The 20,774-nt window shown below is 38.7% G+C and carries 14 protein-coding genes; 5 read left to right on the top strand and 9 right to left on the bottom strand.

Annotated features, from left to right (window positions below; translation table 11 throughout):
- Positions 1-69 precede the first annotated feature (69 nt).
- Together IMPJCBKJ_RS11275 and IMPJCBKJ_RS11270 are read right to left on the bottom strand one after the other, a co-directional pair.
- Entirely contained in the window at positions 70-963 is an 894-nt protein-coding gene (locus tag IMPJCBKJ_RS11275; RefSeq protein ID WP_166340362.1) for a TIGR01777 family oxidoreductase, read from the bottom strand.
- Positions 964-1,060: 97 nt separating this feature from the next.
- Complete coding sequence (locus tag IMPJCBKJ_RS11270) at positions 1,061-2,350, bottom strand: diguanylate cyclase (RefSeq protein WP_138600527.1); 1,290 nt, start codon at positions 2,348-2,350, stop codon at positions 1,061-1,063.
- 203 nt (positions 2,351-2,553) lie between these two features.
- On the opposite strand from IMPJCBKJ_RS11270, the gene IMPJCBKJ_RS11265 reads away from it, so the two are divergent.
- Positions 2,554-7,323: a hypothetical protein gene (locus IMPJCBKJ_RS11265; RefSeq protein WP_166340360.1), complete on the top strand. Its 4,770-nt coding sequence runs from the start codon at positions 2,554-2,556 to the stop codon at positions 7,321-7,323.
- Between the two features lie 160 nt (positions 7,324-7,483).
- Complete coding sequence (locus IMPJCBKJ_RS11260; protein ID WP_138615919.1) at positions 7,484-9,502, top strand: ATP-binding protein; 2,019 nt, start codon at positions 7,484-7,486, stop codon at positions 9,500-9,502.
- A 98-nt stretch (positions 9,503-9,600) separates the two neighbouring features.
- Here IMPJCBKJ_RS11260 and IMPJCBKJ_RS11255 read toward each other — a convergent pair whose 3' ends face one another.
- Both IMPJCBKJ_RS11255 and cspD read right to left on the bottom strand, forming a co-directional pair.
- A complete protein-coding gene (locus IMPJCBKJ_RS11255; protein ID WP_166340358.1) occupies positions 9,601-11,823 on the bottom strand; it encodes an NADP-dependent isocitrate dehydrogenase in 2,223 nt (740 codons plus the stop codon).
- A 433-nt stretch (positions 11,824-12,256) separates the two neighbouring features.
- Positions 12,257-12,472 (bottom strand): cold shock domain-containing protein CspD, encoded by a 216-nt coding sequence (gene cspD / locus IMPJCBKJ_RS11250; protein WP_036968098.1) that lies wholly within the window; start codon positions 12,470-12,472, stop codon positions 12,257-12,259.
- 209 nt (positions 12,473-12,681) lie between these two features.
- Here cspD and clpS point away from each other — a divergent pair, with 209 nt between their 5' ends.
- Both clpS and clpA read left to right on the top strand, forming a co-directional pair.
- Positions 12,682-12,990, top strand: a complete 309-nt coding sequence (gene clpS, locus IMPJCBKJ_RS11245; RefSeq protein ID WP_161804337.1) for an ATP-dependent Clp protease adapter ClpS — start codon at positions 12,682-12,684, stop codon at positions 12,988-12,990.
- Positions 12,991-13,061: 71 nt separating this feature from the next.
- Positions 13,062-15,326, top strand: a complete 2,265-nt coding sequence (gene clpA / locus IMPJCBKJ_RS11240) for an ATP-dependent Clp protease ATP-binding subunit ClpA (RefSeq protein ID WP_054561665.1) — start codon at positions 13,062-13,064, stop codon at positions 15,324-15,326.
- Between the two features lie 171 nt (positions 15,327-15,497).
- Here clpA and infA read toward each other — a convergent pair whose 3' ends face one another.
- The 4 genes from infA to trxB form a co-directional block, all read right to left on the bottom strand.
- Positions 15,498-15,716 (bottom strand): translation initiation factor IF-1, encoded by a 219-nt coding sequence (infA, locus tag IMPJCBKJ_RS11235; RefSeq protein WP_002962494.1) that lies wholly within the window; start codon positions 15,714-15,716, stop codon positions 15,498-15,500.
- A 90-nt stretch (positions 15,717-15,806) separates the two neighbouring features.
- Positions 15,807-16,511, bottom strand: a complete 705-nt coding sequence (locus tag IMPJCBKJ_RS11230) for an arginyltransferase (protein WP_054551468.1) — start codon at positions 16,509-16,511, stop codon at positions 15,807-15,809.
- Positions 16,504-17,220, bottom strand: coding sequence for a leucyl/phenylalanyl-tRNA--protein transferase (gene aat, locus IMPJCBKJ_RS11225; RefSeq protein WP_166340356.1), 717 nt, complete (start codon positions 17,218-17,220; stop codon positions 16,504-16,506). The genes IMPJCBKJ_RS11230 and aat overlap by 8 nt, the downstream gene beginning before the upstream one ends.
- A 105-nt stretch (positions 17,221-17,325) precedes the next feature.
- Positions 17,326-18,276 carry a thioredoxin-disulfide reductase gene (gene trxB / locus IMPJCBKJ_RS11220; RefSeq protein ID WP_054551466.1) on the bottom strand — a complete coding sequence of 317 codons (951 nt, stop codon included), beginning with the start codon at positions 18,274-18,276 and terminating at the stop codon, positions 17,326-17,328.
- 288 nt (positions 18,277-18,564) lie between these two features.
- Between trxB and pssA the strand changes: the two genes are divergently transcribed.
- On the top strand, positions 18,565-19,890 hold the full coding sequence (gene pssA / locus IMPJCBKJ_RS11215; RefSeq protein ID WP_166340353.1) for a CDP-diacylglycerol--serine O-phosphatidyltransferase: 1,326 nt from the start codon (positions 18,565-18,567) through the stop codon (positions 19,888-19,890).
- 60 nt (positions 19,891-19,950) lie between these two features.
- Here pssA and IMPJCBKJ_RS11210 read toward each other — a convergent pair whose 3' ends face one another.
- Positions 19,951-20,694 (bottom strand): YciK family oxidoreductase, encoded by a 744-nt coding sequence (locus IMPJCBKJ_RS11210; protein ID WP_054551464.1) that lies wholly within the window; start codon positions 20,692-20,694, stop codon positions 19,951-19,953.
- Positions 20,695-20,774 lie beyond the last annotated feature (80 nt).

Raw genomic sequence — 20,774 nt, 5'->3', positions numbered from 1 at the left:
ATAATCACTCGACTAAAATCAGGTTAATTATTATGTATTAGTTGAATCTTATCAACTAGTACATTGTAACTATAATTTCAGACTTTCTAATGCGGGCTTCAATGTTGGGTAATGGAAGCGGAAATTGTGATTAAGTAATTTATTGGGAAGCACAAATTGACCATGAAGTAGAAGATCTGACATCTCTCCCATCATCAATTTGAGAACCCAACTAGGCATACGCAACATGGCAGGACGCGAAATTACATTCGCAAGTGTTTGACTAAATTCATTATTATCAACGGGGTTTGGCGCGGTGGCATTAATTGGTCCGTGAATCTCTTGATGTGAAAGCACAAAAAGAATAAGTTGGATCATGTCATCTATATGGATCCACGACATCCCTTGACGACCATGACCTAAAGGGCCACCAAAACCAAACTTGAAAGCTGGCAACATTTTACCTAAAGCTCCCCCTTGTTTTGCTAAAACGATGCCTGTACGCAGCAAGCAAACGCGAGTTTGATCACCGTGCGCTTTCGTTGCGGCATGCTCCCAATCACGACAAAGGACATGGCTAAATTCAGGGTATATATCATTAAAGCTTTCATCGATTGGCTGGTTTTCTTGACGGCCATAAAAACCAATCGCACTGCCAGAAATGAATGTGTGAGGAGGGGACTCACAGCGGCTAATCGCTTTTGAGATTTGTTGGGTAAGGTTAATCCGGCTATTAAGTAAAGTGCGCTTTTGCGATTCACTCCAACGTTTATTGACAATTGGCTCTCCTGCAAGATTAATGACAGCATCAATCTCTTCAAAATTGACTTCATCTAACGACTTAACTGTGTGTACCTGATGAGTTAGTATCACAGCAGCTTGTATCGGATTGCGTGTTAGCACAGTAACCTTGTGGTGATTAAGTAAGAAAGGGCACAAATGTCTACCAATGAGGCCTGTTCCACCTGTTAATAAAATATGCATAGTGCTACCTTAATTAAAATCTGTGTGTGTTTTTTATACATAGTGATGGGGCTTTTTGCAAATTTATACGTATAAAGCAGTAATTTAGATTAGTCTTCTAGCCGCGATTGTTGTGTATGTGATAACTATTCTTTGACTCATGCTTAGCGTGATACATTGCTTGGTCAGCGAGTTTAAGTAGATGTTGATGATTTAGGCTGTGATCAGGAGCGAGGGCTACTCCAATACTTAATGAAATATTTAATGTCAGCTGTTCGAGTACAAAAGGATTGTCAAAACGTGCTAATAAATGAGTGATCATCGCATTAACGTATCTGTATTTGGCAATATTATGTGTAATTATGACAAATTCATCTCCTCCATAACGATATACATCATCATCAGCTCTAACAGATGACGTAATTCGTTTTGCGGTTTCAATGAGAATTTGGTCACCAATTAAATGACCATACTCATCATTCAGTTTTTTGAATTTATTGATATCTATAAATATAACGGCCAGCTTACTGTCTTTAGAGCAAGTAGAAATGGCTTGCTTTAATGCAGGCTTTAGCTCTGTTCTATTCAAAACACCTGTAAGATGATCATGACTAGCTTGAAAATTTAACTTGCTCGTTCGTTTATAAACAATGTCACTCATGCGTGCAAAACGTTTTAACACAAAGCCAATTTCATCGTTGTAATTAATCGTCAACATTTTAGGTCTTTCGCCTTTTTCTAGTTGTTCAGTGTTTTGAATTAACAACTTAAGAGGTTTAAAAAGCCTTGAATTAATATAAAAAGCACAAAAAACTAACAAGGTCACTATTAATGGTATTTGCAAAGTAACAAACCGAGTTATGAATAGTCTGTTTCTTTGGTAGTCAGCATTTTGCTGTTCTAGCTTGGCACGTTCAATATTTTGAAACAGTAAAATATGCTTGCGGATTTGGTCCATATACTGTTTCCCCTCATTCGTCAAAACAATCGCTTTTGCTTCTTCGATTGCATATGGCGTGTTTTGCATTACAAGTGTGACAGTTAACGCTAACTCCGCTAACTTTTTGTCGACTAGCTCATCTATTACTGCAAGTGTATTTTGTTGTTCGGGGTTACTTAGCGTTAGTCTATTGATGGCTAAAAAATGTTGTTTAACTTGTTCAAGTGCTGCGTAGTAGGGTTCTAAATAGTTTAGATCTTGCGTTAATAAATAACCACGTTGCCCGGTTTCTGCGTTCGTTATTTGATTGTAGAGCTTTTCTGATTCATCGAGCACATCATGAGTATGGATCACTGCCTCAAGCTTAGCCTGACCTTGTTTATCTAATACATAGATAATGAAGGTATTGGCTACCACCACTAAAAAAATGGTAGATAGCAAAAAGATGAATTTAATTCTCAGCGACATTGAAATAGCGACAGCCTAAAATTACTAACCTGTAATGATAAAGTATTGACTGAGGTTGAGTATTTTACCAGTTTGAGTTTTGATATATGGATTCGAAATTTTAGCTAATTAATTAATGTGAGCTTAACAAATTGGTGCAGATTGTGTTTATTTTTGGTATTTTGGTCCCGATAATAAGTAAAAAATGTATTTAAGGAACTATTATGCATAAGGGATTAATTGCAGGTGCTGCAGTTTTTAGTATGTTCAGTGCATACTCTCTTCAAGCTGCAACAGTCGAAAGGGTAAGTCCCCTCAACCAGCCACAACTTCAAAAGCAACTATTAATAAATCAGTCTCTTCAAAAAAAGGGTTTTTATTTTGAAGAGGTTATTTTACCTCATCATAGCTCTAATGGTGTATTAAGAAAAAATTCATCAAACAAATTTCTACAGCAATACTATTCTGGCCTTCCTATCTGGGGGCAGCAAATTCGTGTTCAAGAGAAGTCACAGTATATGAGTGGCTTTTTTGCGACTGATATAAATGATGCGCAATTACAATTAAGAGCCAACAGTCAATTTGATTTAGAGTCTGCCGTTTTAGCGGTGCTTAAAGCATCTAAATTGTCATTAGACTTACCCTATAAACTTATAAAATCTGAACGTTATATTTATATTAGAGGTAATCAAGCTCATTACGCATATTTAATTGAACTTGAAATTTTAAATGCTGAACATGAGTCAAAGCCTACAGCTATCATCAATGAAAAGACTTATGAAGTGTATAAAGCGTGGAATAATATTAAGCACACACAGGCGACGGGTCCTGGGGGGAATGAGAAAGTTGGCCGTTATGAATATGGCGAAGATTATCCTGCCTTTGCAGTTTCTCAAGTAGGAGAAACATGCTTTTTAGAGAATGATAAAGTGAAAACTGTTTCGATGGAGTCAGGCAGTGAGCCATCATCTGCGTTTTCATTCCCGTGTGATCGAAATACTCACAAAGAGGTCAATGGTGCCTATTCATCTTTGAACGATGCATCATTGGATAATGATAATGGCGGTTTGAGTAATCTTAATGAGTTTTTAAATCAGGGCGATCCTAATAACCTTGATACAGATGGAGATCAAATTCCAGACGGCTGGGAATATGAGCATGGTCTAAATTCAACAGACTCTACTGATGCAATGCTTGATAGTGACAATGATGGATTTAGTAACTACACCGAGTTTCAGTTACAAACAGACCCACAAGATGCAGATTCATTTCCAGAGCAATTGAATCTAACTAGTTCATTTGAAGGTACTCAACTTCCTCAATGGTTTAATCATTCATCAGAGAACAATGCTGATTGGTACATTGATAATAGTTTTGCTACCGATGGTTCGCAAAGCATTCGCTCTGGTAAAATCTCAGATAGTCAAATGAGCTCATTCAGTGCTACAGGTCTCTTCGTGGAAGCATACCTTATATTTGACTATAAAATAGAGTCTGAAGAATGTTGCGACTCTTTCGTTCTAAAAATTAATGGTTCAAGTAGTGTCTATAAATCGATTGCTGGAAGAAAAGAAGGGTCGGTAAGTGTTAAAATCTCTGAAGGTGCTAACGTTATTGAGTTTTCATATTCAAAAGATGGTTCAATATCTACAGGAGAGGATGCTGTTTGGCTAGATAATTTTAAGTTTATTTCTAATACGAGCGATGTTGATACTGATAGTGATGGCCTGCCAGATTTTTGGGAAGTTGAAAATGGGCTTAATTTAACTGACGCTAATGATGCATCTTCTGACTTCGACAATGACGAACTAACTGCGCTGCAAGAGTATAGCATTGGAACCGATCCTTGGAATTCGGATAGTGATCATGATGCACTTCCTGACGGTTACGAAGTCAATGTAATTATGACTTCACCGATTAACACAAATGTTGCTGGTTCTGATTTAGATGAAGATGGTTACACAGACGTACAAGAGTATTACGCGCAAAGCTCGCCAACAGAATACTCTTCAACGCCTTCAGCAATAAATAACCTCTTCGAAAGCTTTGAAAATGGTGGGCTACCAAATCGATTTACAATGTCATCAACAAATAATGTTGACTGGATTTCAAGTGATAGCTGGTCTACGGACGGAGATAAGAGCCTTTCTATTATCCCGAACTATGATGACAAATATTATAAAGGAGATCGTAAAGGACGTTATAAAGGACTTAAGGCAGGGTTTATTATTGCTGGTATGTTTGAGCAGGGCTTTATTACTGTTGACTATAGGATCAGTAATATTTGGCTTTTAAAAGTTCAAGTTAATAACGAAAATATACCAGTTCGTGATTATCAATCTCGACTATTAATTCCTGTAGCAAGGGGCTTTAATACAATTAAATTTAATCAATTTGATCTTTATTACGAATCCCATGACTTTTCTTTTATTGATAGAATCATATGGATTCCAGAGGTTGATACTAGTTTAGATACCGACAATGACGGCATGCCAGATTTTTGGGAGCTTCAATTTGGCTTAAATGTCTTTAACTTTTACGATAGAGGTTTTGATTATGACCAAGATGGTTTGAGTAACTTAATTGAATTTGAAATAGGTTCTAACCCTAGAGCTGAAGATACTGATTCAGATGGTGTGGTTGATAGTGAGGATAGTCATCCAGATGATCCAAATTTAGGAGAAAATTTACCACCTGTATTCTCTGATTTGTCACCTATGGAATTTGAAGGTGTTGATGAAAAAACAGATATTCCTAGTAGCCTTTATCCTGAGGTAACAGATAACAATAGATTTGCTGTAAAGGCATATCCCTCATCTAAAAGCTTAGGTTATGGCGAGCATCAAATAACTTGGTCAGCTAGTGACAATGCAGGGAATAGGGCAAGTGCTGTGCAAACATTCTATGTAACTGATAGGACTGCTCCAACCATCCAAAACGATATCGTCGCTATGAACAGCGAATTTACTGAAGAACAATTGTTTGAAACCTTGCTAGAGCAGTCAATAGTCTATGATAAGGTATCAGGCATCAAAGAAATAACTATCGAATCAGACATTGATTTAGAATTTCGATCTGGGCGTTACTCTTTAGATATTACGGCAAGCGATAATGCTGGTAATACAGCCTCAGGCACAATAAACCTACATATAAATCCTCGTATTGATATTCAGCCTTATACCTATATTTATCGAAATGCTCTGCCTGTCGTTGCGCTTAATATAAAAGGTAAGCTTCATAATTACCTGGGGTTGAATTTGATTGCTGGCAATTATATTCAATCTCTTAGTGACTACAGCTATGAAGGGATTAAAAATGTAGTATTAGGAAATACGCTTGACTCGTCAGTTGATTCTATTGAGCTTGAAGTATATGACGGCGGTTATACAGGAGAGTTTAATAAATCTGAAATAATTTATTTAGATGAAGATGCACCACGCAGTATCACGGCCACTTATAAACAAAATGGTAAGAGAATGACGAGTTTAGTCAAAGGGTATGATACTTATGTTGAAATAGGAGCGTATGGCTTTTCAAATTATGAACATTTAGACCTAAAAGTGTCATTCGTATCTGATGACCAATTCATATATGGAGTTTGGCTGTCTATGTATGACTCAGTTACTCGGATAGGTGATTTTAATTTTGAAGATGACTTGCAAGGAGACATTACCTTTGAATATACCATCTATAAAGATGATAAGTCGGTTCTGACTAAAACTGAGACCGTGCCATTAATTAATAATGTTACCTTTGATGATGAAAGTGCGGACACCGATGGTGATAATATCCCTGATAGCATAGAGTGGATAGGTGACAGTGATGGTGATGGCATTGTTGATTTCTTAGATAATTCAGCAAACACCTCGAAGGGGGTACTCGCATCTGATTCTTATGTACATACGAACAATGTTTTTCATATCATCAGAGCAGGTGACGTTATTCGAACTCACAGTGAGCACTTCATAGAAAATATGAATGTATCTGAAGAGATGTTGATTGATGCCTTCACGCAGATGAGGGTTGAAGATCCTCACTTCCAATTGAAGAGTGACATGATAAACATTAATGTTGAGCTCGCTCAGCGCACAGAATCAGTAGACCTTGCTTTACCAATGCTTGAAAACGCTTTATTGAGCGATGAGCTACAAGCACGCGTACTAACGTTAAGTGGTTGGAAATCGGTAGAGATAATTGCAAGCAGCGAGTTTAGTGCTGAGTGCAGTAATTGTTCAGTGATTAGGATTGAAGATGGTAGTGAATTTGACTTAGACGGCGTGAAAAATGGTTTTGTTGAGGTTGTCGCAAAACTTGCCCAAGAAAGTCTTAATAGCGCACCAACATTATCTCTTATTATTCCAGAAACGATAGAAGAGCTGCATACTTTCGTTCTAGATGCGTCAGGCACGTCAGATAGCGACGCAGATGAGCTAACGTATCACTGGTCTATTTCAATACCTGAAGTTACTATCGAAAACCAAAATGAAAGTATAGCAATCTTAAAAGTGTCAGAGCTAATAGAGTCAAAGCAAGGGACAATTTCTTTAACCATTAACGATGGTTATGAGGAATTTGTTCATGAACAATCTGTTCTATTCGTGCATGTAAACCAATTGCCAACTATTGAACTTGCTAGTAGTTATACAGTTAATGAGAATGCAGACGGTGTAATTACCGTTTCTGCGACAGATAAGGAATCACAGTCGTTAACTTACAATTGGACACAAACGCAAGGTCTTCAAGCTGATATTCTTCAATCGAATTCGGCAACGTTAAAATTTAAATCTCCAGCTGTTTCAGAGGATTCATTGCTCAAATTCAAAGTAGCAGTTTCGGATGGGGAAGGAACTACAGAACAATCGATAGAAGTTACTGTTAAAAATGTACCTACTACTAGCAATAGTGATAAAGCTGAATCTAGTAGCGGTGGCGTTTTTGTATTTCTCATTGCTTTGTTACCTTTTGTTTATAGAAGGCGACTATACAGAGATTAAAATAGCCAAAAAAGCCCCTTTTAAAGGGGCTTTTTTAATAGGAGCAAGTCATTATAAATAATTTAAATACAGTCATAAATTATGATTACTACTGTTGTTATTTGAAATTCTTGGTATGCTTATTAAAGCAAAATAAAATTCGTGTAACTAGGGAGCTAGGTTGAACTTTCTGCGCCAATTTCACAACATCGTTTCTGATCAAAATACTGACTTCTCAGAGAAAATAACTGAGTTACTAAAATTTGGTCTAGATGTATTTAATCTTGATTTTGCGATAATCAGTCGTGTAGAAAATAATGTTTACACGGTCATACACGTAATTGCTCCAGATGATGCAATTGCTGTTGGTACTCAATTTGAACTATCGGGTACGTATTGCACCCATACGCTCACAGCGAATAAAGCGATATCTTTTCATCAAGCCTCTCAAAGTACTATTGCAGAGCATCCTTGTTATCTGAATTTCAAACTTGAATCTTATATTGGCGCACCTATTTTTGTAGGTAATAAAGTCTTTGGTACTCTTAACTTTTCTGCACCGCAACCTTCACCGCCTTTTAATGATGATGCCCATGATTATGTTGAGCTTTTTGCGCAATGGCTTGGAAATGAGTTTGCACGAAATTCAGCATCAAAAAAATTAATAAAAAAGAACTCTATGCTTGCTCAAGTTGAGAAAGTTGCGAAGATTGGTTCATGGGAGTTAGATCTTGCATCAAATCGCCTTTATTGGAGTAAACAAACAAAAGCGATCCATGAGGTACCAGAAGATTTTACTCCCTTACTTGATAATGCCATAGAATATTACAAAAAAGGGCCAAGTAGGGATGCCATTGAGCTTGCTGTGAAAGAAGCTATTGAAGATGGAAAACAGTGGAATATCGAAATTGAATTGATCACAGCGAAAGGTAAACCTATATGGGTATCCACTTTTGGTGAACCTGAATTCAAAAACGGAAAGTGCGTAAGATTAATAGGTACATTTCAAGATATTACTAAATCGGTATTATTGCGAGAAGAACTTAAAAAGCAAAAGGCAGACGCAGAACGCACCTTAGAAGATCGTAGTATTTTACTTGCAAAAATAAGTCATGAATTACGTACTCCGTTGAATGGTATAACTGGCATGTTGACGACTTTGCTTTATGAGAAATCTGAGCAAAAGCGTGAAGAGAAGTTGAAAGTTGCGCTTCGTAGCGCCGATATATTGCTTAATATTATTAATGAAGTTCTCGATTTTTCGAAAATTAACCATGGAGAGCTGAAACTAGAGCCATGTCATTTCTTGTTAAAGACAATTTTTGTTGACCTTGCTTCGTTATATTTACCGCTATACCAAGAAAAGAACTTAAATTTTGAAGTTGATATTGATATCAGTGATAAGTGCTGGACTTACTGTGATAACACGCGGATCACCCAAATAGTGTCTAACTTGTTAAGCAACGCATTAAAATTTACTGAGCAAGGTGATATTAAATTGCGCGCTGTCGCACAGCAACAAGGTGATGATGTGCTTCTAAATCTGCGGGTAAGTGATAGTGGTGTCGGCATGTCAGAATCTTTTATGAAGTCACTATTCTCTCCCTTTACACAAGAAGTAAACAAAGAGCGTAAAAAAGGTGGTACAGGGCTTGGCCTTGCAATAGTTAAGGAACTTATTGACTACATGGGCGGCTCTATTAAAGTTACTAGCGAATACGGCAAAGGAAGTTGTTTTGATATTCAATTAACTTTAAAAAGGGGAGTAGCTCAGACGTCTGACCTTATTACTGCCGCAAATATTGACTTTTCAACCTTGCCATTGTCGATACTTGTTGTTGATGATAATCAAATTAATCGTTTTGTTCTAAAAGCCCATTTAGAAAAGTTAGGTTTAACTGCTGATTATGCATGCGATGGTATTGATGCGATAAATAAGTGCAAACAAAATAACTACAATCTAATATTTATGGATTGTGTAATGCCTGAAATGGATGGTATTGAAGCAACTAGTATTTTAAGAGAAGAACTAATTTGCCCGGTACATAAAACTTACATAGTTGCTTTGACAGCTAATACTTCAGCCGATGATAAGGCTGCATGTAAGCGAGCTGGTATGGACTTGTTTGTTTCTAAACCTGTTAAAAATACAGCCATAGAACAAGCTATTATTTCAGCAAAAGAGCACTTATTTATGTAATGTTTTTTCTAATTAACCTCACTAAATGGCTGGCGATCAGAGTCCAATAAAAAAGGGTTATCAAATTTATAACCCTTTTTCGTAAGCTTAGTTTGAGATTAAACTAACTTTGCTAATATATCATTAAATGTAGAGCTTGGGCGCATCGCTTTGAATGCTAACTCATCATTTGGTTGGAAGTAACCACCAACACTCATAGCAGGACCTTGTGCATCGTTTAATTCAGCAACGATTTGGTCTTTTTGAGACTCAAGATCAGCAGCAATTTGCGTGAACTGTGCTTTTAATTCCGCGTCATCATTTTGCGCAGCAAGTTCTTGTGCCCAGAATAATGAAAGGAAGAAGTGCGAACCACGGTTATCAATCTCTTTCACTTTACGTGAAGGTGATTTGTTTTCCGCTAGGAAAGTACCTGTCGCTTTATCAAGCGTATCAGCAAGTACTTGCGCTTTCTTATTACCAGCATTAACTGCTAAGTGCTCTAAAGAAGCTGCTAGTGCTAAGAATTCACCTAATGAATCCCAACGTAAGTGGTTTTCTTTTTCGAATTGTTGAACGTGCTTAGGCGCAGAACCACCGGCACCTGTTTCGAATAAACCACCACCATTCATAAGTGGTACGATTGAAAGCATTTTAGCACTTGTACCAAGCTCAAGGATTGGGAATAAATCAGTTAGGTAGTCACGTAGTACGTTACCAGTTACTGAAATAGTGTCTTTACCTTCTTTGATGCGCTCTAAAGAGAATTTAGTTGCTTCAACAGGTGCTAAAATGTGGATTTCAAGACCATCAGTATCGTGGTTTGGCAGATACGCGTTTACTTTTTTGATTAACTCAGCATCGTGAGCACGGTTTTCGTCTAACCAGAAAACTGCTGGCGTGCTCGTTGCGCGAGCACGGTTAACAGCAAGTTTAACCCAATCTTGAATTGGTGCATCTTTAACCTGACACATACGCCAGATATCGCCTTGCTCAACAGCATTCTCAAGTAAAGTTGTACCAGCTGTGTCTACAACACGGATTGTACCAGCTGCTGCTACTTCGAACGTTTTGTCGTGTGAACCATACTCTTCAGCTTTTTGAGCCATAAGACCAACGTTAGGTACGCTACCCATAGTAGTTGGATCAAATGCACCGTTTTCTTTACAGAAATCGATAGTTGCTTGGTAAACACCTGAGTAACAACGATCTGGAATGACAAAGCTAGTGTCTTGTAATTTACCTTCGCTATTCCACATTTGGCCGCTAGAACGGATTGCAGCAGGCATTGATGCATCGATGATCACATCACTTGGTACGTGAAGGTTCGTGATACCACGGTCAGAATCAACCATTGCAATAGCAGGGTTGTTGTCGTATACCGCTTGGATATCCGCTTCGATTTCAGCTTTTTTAGCTGCATCTAGGCTTTCAATTTTTGAGAATACATCACCAAAGCCGTTGTTTACGTCAACATCTAGCTCTTTGAAAAGATCAGCGTGTTTTGTGAAAACGTCTTTGAAGAAAACTTTTACAGCGTGACCGAAGATGATTGGGTCAGACACTTTCATCATCGTTGCTTTCATATGTAATGAGAACAACACGCCTTTGTCTTTTGCTGCTTGAATTTCTTTTGCAAGGAAAGCTTGAAGCTTAGCAGCACTCATACGCGAAGCGTCAATTACTTCACCTGCTAGTAATGGTGTGCTTGCTTTAAGAACTGTGATATCACCATTTTCAGCAACATGCTCGATACGTACGTCAGTTGCTTGTGCAACAGTGACTGATTGCTCTGAACCGAAGAAGTCACCGTCTTCCATGCTAGCAACGTAAGACTTTGAATCTTTGCTCCATGCGCCCATTGAGTGTGGATTGTTACGTGCGTACTCTTTTACTGAACCTGGAGCACGACGGTCTGAGTTACCTTCACGAAGTACCGGGTTTACAGCAGAACCTTTGATTTTGTCGTAAGTTGCTTTAACTTTCTTTTCTTCATCAGTTTTTGGCTCTGAAGGGTAGTCAGGTAATGCGTAACCTTTTTCTTGTAACTCTTTGATTACTGCACGTAGCTGAGGGATAGAAGCACTGATATTAGGTAGTTTGATAATGTTAGCTTCAGGTGTTTTAGCCATTTCACCTAATTCTGCAAGTGCATCATCAATACGTTGATCTTCAGTTAAGTACTCAGGGAAGTTTGCAATTACACGACCCGCTAATGAAATATCGCGAGTTTCAACTTCAACACCAGCAGCGTTTGTATACGCTTGGATGATTGGTAACAATGAATACGTCGCAAGAGCTGGCGCTTCATCTGTTTTAGTATAGATAATTTTTGATGTCATCATCATTCCTAGATAGTTGGCGTAATGTTTGGTAATGACTGCTAACAGTAACCCTTAATTAGCCATATTCAACAATGCAATAGATAGCTTTGAATTACCAAGCTTTAGGTACCTTGATAAAACAACAGCAAGCAGTCTGTTAGCTGTTGCCACTCAATACAAAGTATTAAAATAACCACAGCTGACAGACTGTAAAATTCTTATAGCTCAAATAAGCAAATCATGGAATTAGCCAAAAGCCTTACGTCAAAATGACGAAAAAGCTAAATTTAAGCAACAAGAGTGTAACAAGCTTGGCTCTAAAGGGCTAATAACAATTAATCAATTGGGGTAAACAAATGGAATTTCAAGGTAAGTGTAAGGATAAATTTTAGTGGAAGAGTAAGCGAGGAACTTAACAAGGTCGCTCGCTTGATACTCGAATAGGTTTTACCTAAGAGATTTCATCGTTAGGCGCAATATTCGTTGCGTGTAACCCTTTTGGACCTTGTTGCAATTCGAATGTTACATCTTGACCAGCTTTAAGTGTTTTATAACCGTCCATTACAATCGTTGAGTAATGAGCGAAGATATCAGTCTCGCTGCCGTCTTCTACGATGAAGCCAAAACCTTTGGCATTGTTGAACCATTTGACTTTTCCACAAGCCATACTTCTACATCCTTCTATAAGTTGACTAATTTAGTTATTCTAAACCGTGTAATTTGCTAGACTGACTAATGATTAATCAATCTATATTTGACTGTAGTTTATTTAGCCAGTCAGTCAAGTGTTTTAGACTATTTTTTAACAATTTATTTATTTTTTTATTCAAGTTTGCTTGAGTTCTAAAGACAAGACTATATTTAATTATGAGTGGCATGAAAGATTCTGGTGTTATTGAAACGGTTCGCGATAGTGAAAAGCAAAAATTGCAACCACCGCGAAAATATAAGGTCATTTTAAATAATGATGATTACACGCCTATGGACTTTGTGATAGAAGTACTAATGACGTTTTTTAATATGGATAGCGATAGAGCAACAGATGTGATGCTTCAAGTTCATCATAATGGTAAAGCGATATGCGGTGTTTACAGCGCTGATGTAGCTCATACCAAAGCTGAACAAGTTAATCGTTACGCACGAGACAACGAGCATCCACTGCTATGTAGTTGTGAGCAGGAATAAATACCAAGGTAGGGTGAACTAATTAGCCCGTCACAACGGTATATAAATATTATCTCAGTAAGGGGTTGCCAATGCTAAACAAAGACTTAGAACTAACCTTAAATGCGGCGTTTCGCGAAGCGAGAACACGTCGTCATGAATTTATGACCGTCGAGCATCTTTTACTTGCACTGCTCGATAACCCTTCTGCTGGGGAAGCGCTTAACGCCTGCGGCGTAGATATGGGCGCATTAAAAGTCGAATTATCAGATTTTATTGACGAAACAACACCGGTTATTCCTGATCTTGAGGAAGACAGAGAAACACAACCGACGTTAGGTTTTCAGCGTGTATTACAGCGCGCTGTTTTTCACGTGCAGTCATCAGGCAAAAACGAAGTTACTGGCGTGAATGTGCTAGTGGCAATTTTTTCTGAACAAGAGAGCCAAGCAGTTTATTTACTTAAAAAATCAGATGTTAATCGTTTGGATATTGTTAACTTTATTTCGCATGGTATTTCTAAAACAGATGACGACATTGGCGGTGAAGATCACGACGACATTCATGAAGAAGTGCAAGAAGTGCAAGGTGAAGAGCCAACTAAGCTTGAAAACTTCACGACCAACCTGAATCAACAGGCCATTGATGGCAATATTGACCCATTAGTGGGCCGCGACAACGAAGTTGAACGCACTGTACAAGTGTTATGTCGTCGTAAGAAAAATAACCCGCTATTGGTTGGTGAAGCAGGGGTGGGTAAAACAGCCATAGCTGAAGGCCTAGCTTATCGTATTGTAAACAAAGAAGTACCTGAAGTGATTGCCGATGCAGTGGTCTACTCACTCGACATGGGCGCGTTATTAGCGGGTACTAAATACCGTGGCGACTTCGAAAAACGTTTCAAATCGCTACTTAAAGAGTTACAGGCTAAACCAGGTTCAATTTTATTTATTGATGAAATTCATACCATCATTGGCGCCGGTGCAGCATCGGGCGGGGTAATGGATGCATCGAACCTAATCAAACCGCTACTTTCAAGTGGTAAACTGCGCTGCATGGGCTCGACTACTTATAATGAGTTCAAGAATATCTTTGAAAAAGACCGTGCGCTAGTACGTCGTTTCCAAAAAATTGATGTGCTTGAACCAAGTGTGGCTGATACCACGAAGATTCTTAACGGCTTAAAAGAGCGTTACGAAGAGCACCATGGTATTCGTTACACACAAAAAGCATTGAAAGCAGCTGCAGAACTTAGTGCTAAATACATAAATGAACGTCACTTACCAGACAAGGCTATTGATGTGATTGATGAGGCTGGTGCTAATCAACGTTTACAGCCAGTTTCTAAACGTAAGAAAACAATTGGCGTGGCTGATATCGAGCTAATTGTATCTAAGATGGCGCGTATCCCTCAGCAAAGCGTTTCGTCAAGCGATAAAGAAACACTTAAAAACCTTGATCGTAACCTGAAGATGCTAGTGTTTGGTCAAGACCAATCAATCGATGCGTTGACTTCAGCAATTCGCTTATCACGCTCAGGTCTTGCTAACGAAGATAAACCAGTGGGTTCGTTCTTATTTGCAGGCCCAACAGGAGTTGGTAAAACAGAAGTTACTAAGCAGCTTGCTAAGTGTATGGGTGTTGAGTTTATTCGTTTTGATATGTCTGAATATGTTGAACGTCATGCGGTCAGTCGTCTAATTGGTGCACCTCCTGGCTATGTAGGTTTTGAGCAAGGAGGTTTATTAACTGAAGCGGTAATTAAAAATCCGCATGCAGTTGTACTACTAGACGAAATTGAAAAAGCACATTCAGATATTTACAACATTCTACTGCAAGTAATGGATCACGGTACACTTACTGATAATAACGGTCGTAAAGCCGATTTCAGAAATGTAGTATTGGTGATGACGACGAATGCGGGTGTTCAAGAGACTGTACGTAAGTCAATTGGCTTTACTGAGCAAGACCATTCTCATGATGCGATGAGTGAAATCAACAAAGTGTTTTCACCTGAGTTTAGAAACCGTTTAGATAACATCATTTGGTTTAATCACCTTGAGAAAGAGATTATCTTGCAAGTGGTTGATAAGTTCATTGTTGAGTTACAAGCGCAACTTGATAAGAAGTCGGTTAATCTTGAGCTTACATCCAAAGCAAGAGAGTGGTTGGCAGATAAAGGCTACGATAAAGCAATGGGGGCACGTCCGATGGCACGTGTTATCCAAGATGAGCTTAAAAAGCCGCTGGCAAATGCAATCTTGTTTGGTGAGCTAGCCGATGGTGGTTCAGTCAAGGTTTCGGTTAAGGACAAGAAAATCCACTTTGATTTTGAGACTAGCTTAGAAACGGCTTAATTTATCAAGCTGAAACAAAAAGCCCAGCAATTGCTGGGCTTTTTGTTTATTAAATGGAATTAAAACTAAGTTAGTTTGAACACCATTTAACAAACGCTTTTAGCTCTTTGTAATAAACACACCTGCTCATTCAAAGCAGCAAAAAGCTAAATCTCTCGTTAACGCACTAACTTAGCGAGCACGGAATACGATGCGACCTTTCGATAAATCGTAAGGAGTCATTTCTACGGTTACTTTGTCACCAGTTAAGATGCGGATGTAGTTTTTGCGCATTTTACCAGAGATATGAGCCACAACAACGTGACCATTTTCTAGCTCAACTCGGAACATTGTATTTGGTAAAGTATCAAGGACCGTACCTTGCATTTCGATTACGTCTTCTTTCGCCATGTTTAGCGTAACACCTCTTTAATAGTTAAACGCTGCAGATTTTGCCGAAAATACAGCAATAAGTAAAGCTACAGGGCTCAATTTTGTAAATTAAATCGCCAACCACTCGTCGCCAATGTGCTTTTGTGCAGGCAAAAATTGGGTTTTATATTTCATTTTAGTGCATTCGTCGATTTGGTAGCCTAAATAGACAAATTGTTTTGCTTGTTGTTTTGCAAATTTAATTTGTTCCATGATCATGATGCTACCGATACTGTATTGCTCATAGTCGGGATCAAAAAAGGTATAAATCGCTGATAGGGCATTGGTCATACAGTCGGTTACCGCAACGGCAACTAACTTATCGCCATCTCTTAACTCTATAAATGTAACGGGTAGCCACTGGCAAAACAAAAAGCTTTCGTACTGACTTTGGTCAGGCGGAAACATTGAACCATCTTGATGTCTTTGCGTGATGTATTTGCAATATAACGGGTAGTATTCTGCGCGTTCGTACTCACTATAACTGACCGTGAAAACCTTATTTGCTTTATTTAATTTGCGCTTTTGCGATTTTGAAGGAGTAAATTGTTGGGCTAAAACGCGCACTGAATTACAGGCATTACAAATAGGGCAATGTGGACGATAGATTTGGTCGCCACTGCGTCTAAAGCCTAATGCTAATAATTGTTCAAATTTATCAGGGCAATAACAACTCGGATCAAGTATAACAAGTAGTTGTTCCTGACGGTCGGGTAAATAACTGCAATCAAATTGCTGGCTTAAACCAAGCCTAGCGGGTAAGTGCTCAGTCATAAATATTAATCAACTCTTGTGGTTGCCACATATCTTTTTTAGGCACATAACTGTGTGCTAATTTAAGTCTAGTTAAAAATTCCTCGCGTGGGATAACTTTTGCACCTAAAGTGATTAAATAAGGGTTTTCTAGTTGGCAATCAATAAAATGGGCTTGATGTTTGTTAAGCCAATTAACTAATGCCCACATCGCCAGTTTCGAACCATTACTGACTTGATGGAACATTGATTCACCACAAAAAATACCGTTTTGCATAATGCCATAGAGGCCAGCTACCAGTTCATCTTCATGCCAAATCTCAAGACTGTGTGCTAACCCCTGATGGTGCGCTTCAATATAGGCATGCATCATTTGCTCTGTGATCCAGGTACCTTCAGCATCGATACGTTGCTCACGGCAAGCATTGATAACATGGGCAAATGCGTGATTAATGGTGACACGCACAGGAAAACGCTTTAAATGCTTTTTTAAACTGCGGCTGACATGAAATTCATTTAGCTCAATAACGCCGCGCATGCTAGGTGACCACCACATGATGGGCTCATAGTCACTAAACCAAGGAAAAACACCTGTGTTATAGGCATTTTTAATGCGTTCAACTGATAAATCACCGCCAATTGCTAGCAGGCCATCGGGCTCATCAAGAGCGAGTTCTGGGTCTGGAAAATCAACAGTCTCGGGCGAGAGTTGGTACAGTTGCTTGATCATATCAGCTTGTCGTTGTTCTTTGTTCTGATTTTAACAAAATTTTAGCTATAAAAAAGGGGCTGTTTTACAACAGCCCCCAGTATTTAGTGCTTTAGATCAATTAACTTATAGGTTATCTAAAAAGCGTTCAGCATCAAGTGCAGCCATACAGCCAGTACCTGCTGATGTGATTGCTTGGCGATAAATGTGATCAGACACGTCACCTGCAGCAAATACACCTGGTACACTTGTTTGTGTTGCGTTACCGTTTAAACCAGATTGAACAACTAAATAGCCGTCTTTCATTTCTAGCTGACCTTCAAACATGTCAGTGTTTGGCTTGTGGCCAATTGCAATGAATACACCGGCAAGATCTAAGTTTTCTGTTTCTTCAGAATCAGTTGCTTTAATACGGATGCCAGTTACGCCCATTTCATCACCAAGTACTTCATCCAAAGTGCGATTGTAATGTAAAACAACGTTACCGTTTTCAGCTTTTTCTTTTAAACGATCTGCTAAGATTTTCTCACTGCGGAAGCTGTCACGACGGTGGATAACGTGAACTTCATCAGCGATATTTGATAAGTAAAGTGCTTCTTCAACAGCAGTGTTACCACCGCCTACAACCGCTACTTTTTGACCACGGTAGAAGAAACCATCACAGGTTGCACAAGCAGAAACACCACGACCTTGGAAGTTAGTCTCTGATTCTAAACCTAAGTATTTAGCCGACGCGCCTGTTGCGATAATTAATGCATCACACGTATATGTGCCTGAGTCACCAGTTAAAGTGAAAGGGCGCTTTGAAACATCAACTTTATTAATGTGATCAAAAACAATTTCAGTTTCGAAACGTTCAGCATGCTCTTTCATACGGTCCATTAATGCAGGACCTGTTAAACCGTGTGCATCGCCAGGCCAGTTTTCAACTTCAGTGGTTGTCGTTAATTGACCACCTTGCTGAATACCAGTGATAAGAACAGGGTTAAGGTTGGCACGTGCTGCGTATACCGCTGCCGTGTAACCAGCTGGGCCAGAACCTAAGATTAATAGTTTACAGTGTTTTGCGTCACTCATGGTTTTTCCTAAAAACGTTTCAATACGATGTCTATGCGCCCGATTCTAAGAAAAACAAGGCGGATGTAAACAAAAGCCCTGATTATTTTTTTAGTCAAATCGCTAAGCTGTCAAATAATCCTTACTTATTATAATTTAAATAACTCTTTTTGCTCATAAAACAGGCTAATTACAAATTGTTCTGTGATCAAAGTACGGTAATTCATGACCAAGCAATATTTTTTTGGTATGTTTTAGCTAATTTTGATATTAGCTCTTGGTATGAGCTAACTAAACTAACAGGCAATTATGGTATTTTGGCAGGAAAAGCCCGCTTTTGGGCTGACTACAGAAGACGTACAGGTCTTAACCAATGCAAAAGAGTATCGCACTGAACTATTGCGTTTAATTGGTTCAGCGAAAAAAAGAATTTATATTACTGCTTTGTATTTGCAAGATGATGAAGCAGGACGAGAAATATTGACTGCCTTACATCAGGCATCACTTGCTAATCCTGAGTTAGAAGTAAAAGTACTCGTTGATTTTCACCGAGCTCAACGTGGTTTAATTGGTGCAGCTAAGTCTGATGGCAATGCCAGCATGTATTGTGATTTTCAAGAGCAGTATCAATCAAATGTGAAAGTACATGGTGTTCCGGTAAAAGCCAAAGAGCTTTTCGGGGTACTGCATTTAAAAGGTTTTGTGATTGACGACACATTATTATACAGCGGCGCAAGCTTAAATAATGTATATCTTCAGCAAGATGACCGTTATCGTTTAGACCGTTACTTCTTAGTTCACCAAGCTGGATTATGTAATTCGGTCATCGAATTTATAGAAACACATCTGTTAAGCTCAGTTGCCGTGCCGCGAATTGATATGCGCCCACTGATACAATTTAATGATATTAAAGTCGCGCAAAAGCAATTGATGCGTGAACTTAAATCTGCAAGTTACGAAAGCGCTGCAGAAGCCAGTGCCGGTGAGTTGGGTGTGCGTTTATTTTTAGGTTTAGGGCGTAGAAGTAATAAGCTGAACCGTTTAATTAAATCGTTATTCGATACCACTGAGCAAGAGCTCGTTCTTTATACCCCTTACTTTAACTTTCCTGCGCCATTAATGCGTTCATTACGCCGTTTATTAAAGCAAGGTAAGCAGGTAACTATTGTGGTAGGGGATAAAACTGCCAATGACTTTTATCTGCCGCCAAGTGAGCCGTTTAGTAAGATTGGTGCATTACCTTATTTATACGAAACCATTTTGTATAAGTTTTTAAAGTCACAAAAACGCCACATCAGTAATGGTAATTTGAATGTTTACCTTTGGAAGCATGAAAGTAATTCTTTTCACTTAAAAGGGATTTGCTCAGATAAGAGCTTACATTTATTAAGTGGGCATAATTTAAATCCACGTGCATGGGGCTTAGATATCGAAAATGGTATTTTAATTGACGACCCTAAGCAGCATATCCTTGAACAAATAGAAAACGAAAAACAAGCTATATTAAAGCACTGTCGACGTTTAACAGGCCCACAAGACTTAGAAACGATGAATGACTATCCTGCGCCGGTTAAAAAGCTATTGGGGCAGGCTAAACGTGTAAAAGTTGATTTTATTATCAAACGCTTTATTTAATCGAAAAATTAAAAAAGCAGCGAAAGCTGCTTTTTTTGTGTCTAGATATTAGTTTCGGGCTTATTTTTGCTGAGCATCTAAAGACTGACCATTCACTTCTTTAGAGTCGTCGCTCATCAAGTATAAATAAGTTGGCATTAAATCTTCGGGTGTTGCTAACTTATCCCTATCTTCACCAGGGTATGCAGATGCACGCATTGATGTGCGGGTAGCGCCAGGATTGATACAGTTTACGCGAATATTGGTTTTACCCACTTCACAAGCCCACGTTTGCATCATGCCCTCTACAGCAAACTTTGAGATAGCATACGCACCCCAGTGTTCGCGGCCTTGGCGACCCACCCCAGATGAAGTAAAAATAACAGATGCACTGTCAGATTTTCGAAGCAGAGGGAACATAAATTTAGTGATCATAGCTTGTGCAGTTACATTCACTTTCATGATGTTTTCAAATGTTGATACACAGAAGTGCTCAAGTGGACCTAATGAACCTAAAATACCTGCATTATTAAGTAAGCCGTCTAACTTACCGAACTGCATTTCGATGGTTGCAGCTAAGTCACGGTAGTTTTGCTTTGTGGCACCTTTTAAATCCATTGGCACAATAGCCGGTTGTGGATAGCCAGCGTTTACAATTTCATCGTAAACACATTCAAGCTTATTGGTTGTTTTTCCAAGTAAAATAACAGTGGCACCATGCTTAGCATAAGTTAGTGCGGCAACACGACCAATGCCGTCACCAGCACCTGTTATTAAAATTACTTTGTCTTTTAGCGCATTCTCTGCGGCTTCATAAGTATGCATAAACGTACCATCGATTGAGTTTTTTGCTATTTTACCATAGCAAAAAGCCAAGTTATCGAATTTATTGCAAATTAAGGTGG

Origin of the sequence: Pseudoalteromonas sp. MB47, from assembly GCF_011319765.1 — a bacterium.
In the GTDB taxonomy this organism is placed as follows: Bacteria; Pseudomonadota; Gammaproteobacteria; order Enterobacterales; family Alteromonadaceae; genus Pseudoalteromonas; species Pseudoalteromonas simplex.
Note: the sequence above shows the minus strand (reverse complement) of the source record. Positions and strands in the feature narration are given on the sequence as shown.